This is a genomic window from Ruoffia sp. FAM 26255 (genome assembly GCF_045528525.1).
Classification (GTDB): Bacteria; Bacillota; Bacilli; order Lactobacillales; family Aerococcaceae; genus Ruoffia; species Ruoffia tabacinasalis.
Genome location: NZ_JBGQQX010000063.1, coordinates 1 through 10,684 on the forward strand (window position 1 = coordinate 1; position 10,684 = coordinate 10,684).

8 protein-coding genes are annotated in these 10,684 nt (G+C 36.2%); 1 reads left to right on the top strand and 7 read right to left on the bottom strand.

The genetic code is table 11. The features are described from left to right. Positions 1–459: 459 nt before the first annotated feature. Positions 460–1,245 (top strand): hypothetical protein, encoded by a 786-nt coding sequence (locus ACEN31_RS09945; RefSeq protein WP_407109316.1) that lies wholly within the window; start codon positions 460–462, stop codon positions 1,243–1,245. Between the two features lie 329 nt (positions 1,246–1,574). On the opposite strand, the gene ACEN31_RS09950 is transcribed toward ACEN31_RS09945, so the two are convergent. From ACEN31_RS09950 to ACEN31_RS09980, 7 genes are all read right to left on the bottom strand, one after another. Further along, on the bottom strand, positions 1,575–2,804 hold the full coding sequence (locus ACEN31_RS09950) for an LL-diaminopimelate aminotransferase (RefSeq protein WP_407109317.1): 1,230 nt from the start codon (positions 2,802–2,804) through the stop codon (positions 1,575–1,577). A gap of 24 nt (positions 2,805–2,828) precedes the next feature. After that, positions 2,829–3,104, bottom strand: a complete 276-nt coding sequence (locus ACEN31_RS09955; protein WP_138403532.1) for a chorismate mutase — start codon at positions 3,102–3,104, stop codon at positions 2,829–2,831. Between the two features lie 10 nt (positions 3,105–3,114). Beyond that, positions 3,115–4,602 (bottom strand): SLC13 family permease, encoded by a 1,488-nt coding sequence (locus ACEN31_RS09960; RefSeq protein ID WP_407109318.1) that lies wholly within the window; start codon positions 4,600–4,602, stop codon positions 3,115–3,117. A 344-nt stretch (positions 4,603–4,946) separates the two neighbouring features. After that, a complete protein-coding gene (locus ACEN31_RS09965; protein WP_407109319.1) occupies positions 4,947–5,897 on the bottom strand; it encodes a hypothetical protein in 951 nt (316 codons plus the stop codon). Between the two features lie 96 nt (positions 5,898–5,993). Next, complete coding sequence (locus ACEN31_RS09970; protein WP_407109320.1) at positions 5,994–7,874, bottom strand: ABC transporter ATP-binding protein; 1,881 nt, start codon at positions 7,872–7,874, stop codon at positions 5,994–5,996. Beyond that, complete coding sequence (locus tag ACEN31_RS09975) at positions 7,874–10,048, bottom strand: ABC transporter ATP-binding protein (protein WP_407109321.1); 2,175 nt, start codon at positions 10,046–10,048, stop codon at positions 7,874–7,876. Before ACEN31_RS09975 ends, ACEN31_RS09970 begins: the two co-directional genes overlap by 1 nt. 9 nt (positions 10,049–10,057) lie before the next feature. After that, positions 10,058–10,510, bottom strand: a complete 453-nt coding sequence (locus tag ACEN31_RS09980; protein WP_138403537.1) for a MarR family winged helix-turn-helix transcriptional regulator — start codon at positions 10,508–10,510, stop codon at positions 10,058–10,060. Positions 10,511–10,684: the final 174 nt, after the last annotated feature.

Here is a 10,684-nt window from a genome sequence, read left to right on the forward strand (position 1 = left end):
TAAAGACTTGAGTTATAAAAGAATCGAAAAGCGACATTTCCCCCATGGGGGAAACCCTATACCTAAAAGTCTAATGGGGTATGTCTTTTGAATAACAATAGTGTTGCATTTGATTTGACAACAGAGGAAAAGAATTTAAAGAAAAAATCATGAAGTTACTATTGTTTGCTATGATACCTCGCATAGTTTTGGGCGAGGGGTACCTTTTAGAGAGAATCAGATTTAGCACTTGTAAATACCAGAACAACTGATATTACTTATGATTACGAACAATCAGGTGAGTATGAAGTTAGGCTAAAAGAAGAAGCAAAAATTGAAGGCGATATTTCTGAATTTATGATGCGTGCCTTGTTTGGTGAGTATTTAAATGATTGAACAATGAAGCAAATTGAATTATTGAATGCAACTGTACACTATGAAACCGTCGAAGATATGCGATAGTTAAGTGAAACAAAACAGTTGGAATTAGCCACTGTTTCAAATGAGGTTCGTCAATATGTTCGTGTCCATCTGTGTTCTGGTTCTCTACCAGTATTAGACCCTTACCATTTGAACGGAAAACCAAACTACATTAGTAACTCTTCCCCACTAAATGAACTCACGCATGACTATTCTAAAGATGATCGTATCGTTGCCATTCGAACAAGCCTAACTGCGATCGACGTTCTCAAATATCTATTACAAGAACGTGAAAATGAATCCGTGTATACTTTCTCACGTCATAACTTTTTCAATACAGTAGGAACAGCAGATTACAGTAGTTTAAAAATGACACATATTACGATGGATAACGTCAAAGCGACAATGGATTCAAATGAGAAAATTCTCTATTTCGATGCATTAGATAAACTTATTCAAAAAGGGTTTAATCATTTAAATATTCATTTTGAAGATTTCTATAATATTGCTTTGCAAACAGGAACTTCAGGGCTAAGAGAGTCTTTAAATCATTCAAATTTAATGACGAAGACAGAACGTATTGGTGTTTCCACAACTCGAATATTGACTTTCTTATGGCAATATATGCCTGAATCAGAACGAAAAGCATACTTAGATAAATATCAAGAACCCTTTAACTTAGCTAAAGGAAAACTTCCGATGAAGTCGGCTGAAGCTATTATTGAAGGTGAGGACCGTGGCCAATTAACCATTCTCAAAGATGATGAAACTGTTGATTATGATGACAACTCACAAAAATACATTATGGAGAATGAGAATAATGAAGAGATTTTACGTGCGGAATAGGTTATTAACGTAATGGGTGTAAACCTTCATTTAGAAGGCGATTTAAATAGTCATCCATTAATTCATTCACTATTAAATAAACGCTACATTATGCCTGACACTTCAGGTGGATTGAGTCTCAATGTCTCAACGCAATTGTGATCTCACCTAGTTGGGGCGAATTTCCTACATTTCATGCCCATGGAATGTTAGTGAGTGCAGCTGTTTTTCAAAATAATTCAACTTATAAAATTCAATCCGTTATCTATCAACTCATCAAAGATATCATTGCTAACTATTAAACAAATAAATACGGATTGAAATTCATTGAGAACTTCAAACCGTATTTTTTATTTATAATAAGTTTCGACGATTCTTTGAGTCGCTTCAACTGTATCTTCATATGTTCCAAAGGCAGTCAGTCGCATAAAGCCTTCACCATTAGCCCCATAGCCAGAACCTGGTGTGATGACAACTTGACTTTTCTGTAGTAATTCATCGAAATATTCCCAAGAAGATAAGTCTCTTGGTGTTTTCAACCAAATATATGGTGCATTTACCCCACCGTAGTGTTCAATCCTCGCATCATTGAAAGCATCAACCATATGCTGAGCATTACGTTGATAATATACAATATTATCCTTCAACTCTTTTTTAACTTCCGGTTCGAAAGTCGCTAATGCCGCGCGTTGAATGATATATGAGGTACCGTTAAATTTCGTTGGTTGGCGACGCGTCCACATGGCATTTAATGATTGACCTTCAATCACGAGTTCTTTTGGAATGACAGTATAACCTATACGCATACCCGTGAAGCCCGCTGTCTTAGAAAAGCTACGCATTTCAATCGCACATTGCTTAGCCCCCTCACATTCATAAATGGAATGTGGGATATGATGATCATGTATAAAGGCTTCATAAGCCCCGTCAAAAATTATGACACTTTTATGCTCAATCGCATAGTCAACCCATTGTTGCAGTTGATCTTTAGTCATAGCGACACCTGTTGGATTATTCGGTGAACAAATATAAATCACATCTGGTTGCTCGCCTTCTTCAAAATCTGGCACCGCTTGAAAGTGATTATCGATCGTCATCGGAATCGTTATTAATTCAGACCAACTTTGACTCATAGCGTCATAATTTCCTAAGCGTCCCGCCATAACATTACTATCAATATAAGTTGGATACGCCGGATCACCAATCGCAATCTTAACTTCCAGACTAAATAACTCTTGAATGGCTCCTGCATCTGTCTTCGAACCATCTGATATAAATAATTCATCTTCTGATAAATCAATATTCAATGTTTGATAACTATTCTCTATAATCGCTTGCTTAAGGAATGGATAGCCAGTACTTGGCCCATAGCCTTTGAAAGTTTCAGAATTCAACTGTTCTTGACTTGCTTGAGTCATTGCTTCAACTACTCCCCTTGGTAAAGGTTGAGTGACATCACCAATAGACAATTTGATAATTTTTGAGTCAGGATTGTCTTCTTTGAGTGCTGAAACTTTCTCAGCAATATGATTAAATAAGTAATTCCCAGGTAAGCGATTAAAATTCAGATTTATTTTCATAAAACTGCTCCTTTATCCTATCTCTTACGACTTTCTTTTACTCATCCATTCTTGTTGATGGCCTCTGGAAATGCGCATAATGTTCTCATATAAATCGGCTAACTCACCTTTTAAAGAATCATCTTCTAAGTAACTTTGTACTTTCTCGATAACGACCGCTTCACGGCCACTATCTAAGATTTCCATATTGTTCTCTAATTTAATCTCAGCTACTTCCTCAACCGTTTTCGTTCGTTCTTCAAATAACTTTACCAATTCGCGATCAATTCGGTCGATGGTTGCTCTTTGTTTTTCTAACATATTATTCCTCCTATGATAATTGACTTAAAAATACGCTTCCTAATGTATATCCTACTAATACCGCACTTGCGGCACTCCATAATAATAAGTAAAAACCATATAATAAAGCATCTTTAGCTGTGGTCCAACCAGATCCAATTGAGATAGCAATATAAGGCATTGCCGGTGGTGTCATGTATGCGAGTGACGCCATGAATCCAATTAAACTCGCAACGACTGCCACATTTATTGGTAAATCCACCTGTGACCCCGCAATTGTAATAACTATGGTTGTAACAACTGACACAGTTACTAAGTTTGATGAGAAATTTGTTTGCAAGGCTGCCCAAAGGATGAAGACTAATACCATTAATAATGGTGATAAGCCAACTAACAGTGGTGTTAAGAATGATTCGATTAAAGTAATTACACCCATATCAGGATTCGATAAGAAGCTACCCAAAGTGAGTGTCGCCGCTACGATCAGTAAGCTCGGCCAGAACACACCTTTAGAAATTCCCTCTTGTAACTTTACTAACGGCTTCCCATCAACATGAACCACTGCTAAAGCTAAAGCACCAATCATAGGTGGAAAAGCAATTCCTGCTGATTTTAGAAATGCTGCCACTCCAGGTAAGATAAAGCCTAATACTTCTGGTAATAACCATAAAGCAACTACTCCACTAAAGATCGAAACGACCGCTTTTTCTTTCTTATCTGCTTTTGGTAAATCTGATAATGAAGCAATCTCACCCAGTTTTACGCCAGATAAATCCATCCGCCAAATCCACTTTAGAGAGACTAAAAGAATTAAGAAAATTGTTAAACCGGCTGGCACTGCGAAACTCATATATTGACCATTCGTAATCGCCGTTCCGTAGGCCGTTTCATATAGCCCCATCGCAGTAATTGCGAACACGTGGTTAATAGGCGTCATAGCCGTTCCAATGGCTATTGAAGCATATAGGGCGACTAATAATTTCGAAGCTTGTTTATTCCCTTTTTCTAAACCAAATTGTGTCATAACCTCTTCATAGATAGGAAAAGCAATCATAAATAAGATCGTTGGTGAAACGAAAGTACTGATTAATAACATCACCGATAGAAAAGCAAAAACAAATCTCCAAGGACTTACTTGAGCCCAAGTACTATTAATTGCCCATGCTGAAACTCGCTTTAAAAATGATGTTTGTTCTAAGGCATGTGTCACTAAGAACGTAAAGAATAAAAAGACAAACGTTGTATTACCAAATGACTGCTGGAAAATTTGACCATAAGTGACTTCAGGTAGAAAACCTAAACAAATTAAACATAAAATACTTGGCCAATCGATGGCAACAAACAGCCATAATACCAGGCTACTAGCAAAAATAGCTAGAACTGAAAAGGTCACGGTTGGAATATTGAAAAAACCAATTTGCATCGCTGAATTCAATACAGCTAGAGCTAATATAAGTAGACTAATAACGATTGAGATTATCTTACTCGTCTTAAATCCTTTTGATATAGAAATTGACATTGTTTACACTCCCCTTTTTATAGCTTTTCAACAAAAAAACTGCTTAGCATAAACTAAGCAGTTCTCGAAACTGGCCATTTTAGGAGGTCCGCTTAATTTATACTCTAAGCGGTCAAGACACAACAATATCAAGCCACCATAGATATGAACTTTCGTTATACGTTCATACTAGGTGGTATGAACGCTATCTAAAGTAGCTAAAATACATTGATTTTAATGTATGGGATGATTGTTGCATGTTCCTAACCTCATTTCTCTGTTTCAAACAGTATACCTGACTACTCACACGAAATCAACATCAAATTCTAATAATATTTTAATTTATATTATTTTCATTATTTATTCTATGAAGCTACTCCCACTGGAACTTCATCAGGCACTTCAATACTTTCATTAAAGTTTTTGTCAGTGACATTATAATTAAATTCTACTTGCAATGACTCTGGCATGTCCGGATCAGGTTCAGATGCTGAAGCTTCTTCGAGTGTTTGAACATCCGAATCAACCATCACTTGAATCGCTGTAATAAAATAATCTTCATCCATTTCGATGGTAATTGTATAATTTAATCCATCAGCCAAAGCAATAGCTTGACCTTCATAATTTTCAATTTGATTACTAATCTCAACACCCGAATCCACTGTTTCTTGAGTCACAGTCATTCCTAACTCTTCTAAGGCTTCAAAGAATTCAATCCATTCTTCCTCTGTTTCGAAAGAGTTAATTGTGACAGTGTAGCCATTATCATTCTCTTCTACCGTCGTTTTCTCACTTAATAACTGATGCATCCTAGACGGAATATAATAACTACGAATTGATCCTTCGATGACTGATACAAGCATTTGATATTGAGTAGTAATTTGTTCCGCTGGCATACCGAGTACCGTAGTAAGGTCAGCAGTGACCCATTCACTTTCACCCTCTTTAGTAGAATCTTCTTCAAATGTGTACATTGTTTCATCGATGATATAATTTAGTAAGTGATATGTTTCATCCATTGTCGACCCATCGTTATGTTCAGCGTTCATCGTTGCGTCTAAATCAAAACCTACTTCAAGTTCGGGCGCTATCTTGACTTGAAGTCTTCCATCAACAGTGTAGTCCATCGTTCCTTCAGGATAAATTAAATCCATATTACCTTCAAAGTCACCTTTAAAAGATTCAATTTCTTTCAATCCATTAATCACATTTAACAAGACATCATCTGGAGCAAGTTCTTGTGCTTTTGCCGGTAAGGGCCCCATAGTTAAGACAACTAATAAAGTAACAAGTATGACGTTTATTATTTTCTTCATTTGTAAACGCTCCTATCTTCTTTGATACTTATATTATAAGCTTTATATAAACTAAAGTTCAAATATATCGAAGTTTTTGCATATTCAATATTGACTTTAATCATCAAATTCCTCAAACGGTGAACCACCTGAAGCGAATTGACTATTGTAAAGATTTGCATATTTGTCACCTCTAGCAATTAATTCGTCATGGTTCCCTTGTTCAACAATGTCTCCGTTTTCCATGTATAGAATTAAATCAGAGTTTTTAATTGTTGAAAGACGGTGAGCAATAACGAAACTTGTACGACCTTCTACAATACGGTCCATCGCTTGTTGGATGAGAATTTCAGTACGAGTATCGACTGAACTTGTCGCCTCATCAAGAATAAGAACTGGACGGTCTGATAACAAGGCTCTCGCAATCGTCACAAGTTGTTTTTGACCTTGTGAGATGTTTGAAGCTTCTTCGTTAATTTCAAAGTTATAGCCACCAGGTAAGTTCTTAACGAAATTATGGACATGAACAGCTTTGGCTGCTTCAATCACTTCTTCATCCGTTGCGTCTAAACGTCCGTAACGAATGTTTTCCATAATTGTTCCGTTAAATAACCAAGTATCTTGCAATACCATCGAAATTGAACGTTGGTAATTAGCACGACTATACGTTTTAACGTCCACACCATCTAAGTTAATCGAACCTTTATCAACATCATAGAAACGCATTAACAGCTTAACCATAGTCGATTTACCTGCACCTGTTGGTCCAACCAAGGCGACTTTTTGTCCCGCTTTTATATCGGCATTAAAGTCTGTAATGATGACTTGATCAGGATTATATCCAAATTGAACATGGTTAAATGATACATCACCGTGTACATTTTCAATATCTAAAGCATTACCTGTTGTTTGATCTTGTTCTTCTTCATCTAAGAATTCAAACACACGCTCTGCCGCTGCAAACATTGTTTGTAATAAAGTTACAATTTGAGCTAACTGAGTGATAGGTTGTGTAAATCGGTTAACGTATTGAGTGAAGGCTTGAATAACCCCGACACGAATCATACCAATAATTACAAGGTATGCCCCAACCATTACAACAGCAGCATAGCCAAAGTTTTGTAAGAAACGCATGAATGGGAACATGACACCTGAGTAGAACTGTGATTTCCACGCAGATTCTTCTAGTTTAGCATTATCTTTATAAAAGACATCAATAGCATTATCTTCTTGGTTAAATGCTCTAACTATATTTTGTCCTGAAAAGTTTTCTTCAATTTGTCCGTTGATTACACCAAGGGATACTTGTTGTTGACGGAAGTATTTTTGAGATACATTAATTAGTATACGAATTGTAATTAAACTAATTGGTACGACAATTAATACAACTAAAGCGAGTATCCAATTAATTGTAAACATAATAATCGCAATACCAAGCATTGTCATGATAGAGTTTAATAATTGAGCAAAACTCTGTGATAATGAAGCTCCAAGTGTATCGATATCGTTACTAATTCTTGATAAGACCTCACCATGTGAGTGAGATTCAAAATATTTCATTGGCATATTATCAATCTTATCTAACATCTTTTTACGTAAACCGTAAGTGACATTCTCCGTAACACCTGTCATTACAAAACCTTGAACCCAGTTGAAAATTGAACTCACTACGTATAAGGCTAATACTGTTAATAAGATTCTACCGATAACATTAAATTCAATCGAACCTGTTCCTTGAACTTCAGCTAATACACCTTCAAATAATGTTGAAGTGGCTTTACCTAATTCACGAGGACCAATAATATTAAATAATACAGAGAGAATAGTCGTAAAAAAGACAAGTAATATTGCCCATTTAAAATTCAATACTTCTTTAAAGATTCGAAGTAAGCTATCTTTAAAGTTTTTTGGTTTTTCTACGGCGCCTTGACCACGGGGTCCAGCAACTTTTGGTTGATTTTGTACTTTTTCTTCTTGTTGAGTATCTTTATCTGCCATTATTCTCCCTCCCTCTCTTGTTTAAATTGTTCTTCATAATTATCTAATTCGGCTTGAGATAATTGAGATGTCGCGATTTCGCGGTAAACTTCGCTTGTTTCCATTAATTCTAAGTGATTACCTAATCCAACAACTTTACCTTCATCTAGAACAAGAATTTGCTCAGCATCAAGGATCGTACTAATACGTTGAGCAACAATTATCATTGAAGCATCCGAAACTTTTTCACTTAAAGCTTGACGTAGTGATGCATCGGTCTTGTAGTCTAAAGCAGAGAAACTGTCATCAAAGATGAACACTTTAGGTTGTTTTGCAATGGCACGAGCAATTGATAAACGTTGTTTTTGCCCACCAGACACATTACCTCCACCTTGTGAGATACGCTCTTTAAAGCCACGTTCTTTTTCTTCGATAAATTCAGTTGCATGAGCAATATCAGCCGATTCATGCATCACTTCATCAGAAAGTGAATCAACACCGTATCCAATATTACTTTCAATGGTACCTGAGAATAGTACGGCTTTTTGCGGTACGTATCCGATGATATCACGGAGTTGTTTTTGACTAATATCTCTGATATCAACGCCATCAATCTTAATTGATCCCTCTGAAACATCATAGAATCTCATTAATAGATTTAAAATCGTTGATTTACCACTACCGGTACCTCCGATAATTGCTGTTGTCTTACCTGGTTCTGCAGTAAAGCTAATGTTATTAATTACATTATTATCTGCACCAGTAAATTTGTAACTGACGTTATCAAATTCTACGACACCTTTTGGTGATTCAATTACTTTTACGTCTTCTTTATCATTAATAGATAACGGTGTATCAAGTATTTCTTGGATACGTTCCCCAGAAACGATCGCACGCGGAATCATAATTGACATCATCGTTAACATAAAGAATGAGAAGATGACTTGCATTGTATAAGTGATAAATGCCATCATCTCACCTACTTGCATTAAGCCGTCACCAATACGGTGGCTACCTACCCAAATAATTAAGACTGAAATACCATTGGCAATCAGTAATAGGATTGGGTTCATTAATGCCATTGTACGACCAACAAAGATATAACTATTACGTAAATCTTGGTTCGCGCCATCGAAGCGCTCAGATTCTAAATCTTGTCGACCAAATGCACGAATAACTTGTAGCCCAGTTAAAATCTCTCTAGCAAATAAGTTCACTTTGTCAATTTGTTTTTGTAACACTTTAAATCTTGGTATAACAACACTCATAAGAATTCCCATAAGAACTCCGACAAGTGATAGGGCTAAAATCGTAATCCAAGACATTGAAATTTGTGATTGGAATACATAAATTAATGCCCCAATCGCTAACATTGGTGAGAATAACACAATTCTAAAGAATACTGTTACCACCATTTGTACTTGTTGCACGTCGTTTGTCCCACGTGTAATCAGTGAAGCCGTTGAGAATTTCTCCATCTCTTCATTAGAGAACTGAAGAACTTTTTCGTAAGATTTTGTTCTTAAAGTACTTCCGACTTTCGCACCAACGACTGCTGCTACATAAGCTGCAAGTGCTCCGCCACCGAATGCAACTAAGGCAATCAGTAACATTTGTCCACCTTGCGTTAAGGCGTAGTTAATTTGAGTACTACTTAAGTCTCCTCCAGCTTCTTCAGTTGCTTCTAAAACTGATTGAATCGCTGTTGAATGCACCATCGCAGGTCCGAGTGTATTCATTTTTTCAACGTACTCATCACGCATACCAGATAAGTCCATCACTTCTGAACTATCACTTTCTTGAGCTGTCGCTGCTAATTCTTCTTCAGACATCCCTGAGATTGTCTGATACATAGCTAAAGGAACTTCAAAAGATTCACTTAAAGCTGTCATCATTTCTTCATTTTCTTCAACGGAACTTTTAATTGTATAATTGCCGTTTCCATCTTGTGTATAATGCTCTTCAATTAATTCCTGTTCTTCAGGTAATAATAACATCTCGAATTCCGACATTGAATTGGCGGTCATTTTTAATGGTACTGCTAATTCCACACCTCTGTTTTGAATCCCAACGTCAACTAAGTTAGACGTATAAGTTGGTAACAAAAGCGTTGTGAATGCTTGTATAAAATGCGCAACAAGGGCAATAATAACCCATTTCCAATGAGGTTTTAAATGATTAATTAAATTTTTCATATAATATTACTATTCCTCACTTTCCTCTTTTATTTTATTTAAGACTTTTGTCAGTCGAGCTCCTGTATCGAGAAAGACACGGATCTCTTCTTCAGTAAACTCATCAAAAATAATTTTCATTGAGTTTTCCATATGTTGAATGGCTCGCTCATAATTTTCTTTTCCCTCATCTGATAATTTAAGAAAGATATTACGGCGATCATCTGGGTCATCTTCTTGAATCAGCCATTCTTTTTGAACCAAGCCTTTGACCGTTCTAGATATTGCTGGTGAAGATACGTTCATTAAAGTAGCTAATTCACGAGAGGTCAACATTTTATCTTCTTCTCGATGAGTTTTCCATACATGAAACAGTATCTTGAACTCGCTTTTTGACATCACTGACCGACCTTGAACTTCTGCAGCTCTAGAAAACATTTGCGACATGTTGTACATCTGATGCACTAAATGACGCTTTTTCACTATAACACCTCCTTAAATAACTTAACTTCGTTAATAGTTAACCTTGTTCCTGAACAATTCATACTTTTCGTTGAAAACATGTGCCAACTGCCTAACGGCAGCTTAAATTTACTTTTTCATTTTCACCTGTTAAGTGATGAAAAAAGAACCCCATTCTGATATGGTAAAGGTGTC